This is a genomic window from Selenomonas sp. oral taxon 138 str. F0429, assembly GCF_000318175.2.
Classification (GTDB): domain Bacteria; phylum Bacillota; class Negativicutes; order Selenomonadales; family Selenomonadaceae; genus Centipeda; species Centipeda timonae.
Genome location: NZ_KB290951.1, coordinates 1 through 604, shown reverse-complemented (window position 1 = coordinate 604; position 604 = coordinate 1). Strand labels below are relative to the sequence as shown.

Annotated in this window: 2 protein-coding genes; both read left to right on the top strand. The window is 54.0% G+C overall.

Features of this window, described 5'->3' with window-relative positions; all coding sequences use genetic code 11:
- Positions 1-263, top strand: a 263-nt coding sequence (locus HMPREF9163_RS09900; RefSeq protein WP_009441648.1) for a head-tail connector protein, incomplete at its 5' end; no start/stop codon positions are given.
- Positions 264-602, top strand: coding sequence for a phage head closure protein (locus HMPREF9163_RS09895; protein ID WP_198142780.1), 339 nt, complete (start codon positions 264-266; stop codon positions 600-602).
- Positions 603-604: the final 2 nt, after the last annotated feature.

Sequence of the window (604 nt, the reverse complement as noted above, 5' to 3'; positions counted from 1 at the left end):
TTGCAGCAGTCAAGCAGTATCTGCGCATTGACGGCGATGAGGAGGACGATCTCCTCATGCACTTTGCGGAAACGGCAGAACAGATTTGTACGGCACTTCTGCGCGTGAAGAAGCTGTCCAAGGTCGAAGATCAGGCAATTGTGCGCGTCGCAATCCTCTACGCCGTGTCCTATCTCTACGAACACCGAGAGGAAGCGGATCACAGAGGGCTTGCGCTGACACTTCGCTCCTTGCTTTTTGGTGTGCGGAAGGAGGTCTTTTAGGTGAGAGTGTCCATGAGCGAACTGCGTCATCGAATCACTATTCTGCGTCCCGTCACAGATACGGACGATGAGGGAAATATCCTCTCATCGTCGGTGCAGGAAGTCGGTAAAGCATGGGCACTCGTTCTGCCCTTTGCGGCAAAAATCTCGGACGGATATGCGGAGAAGGTGCAGGAGGTGGATTACCGCATCGTCATTCGTTACCGTGCGGATGTGCGCATGACGGATCGTATTCGTTGGGAAGACAAAACGCTCACGCCGATTGCACCGTCATATCCGCTCGGCGGGAAGAAACGGTGGCTTGTTCTGGAATGCAGGGAGTTGGTGGAAGATGGCTAGAT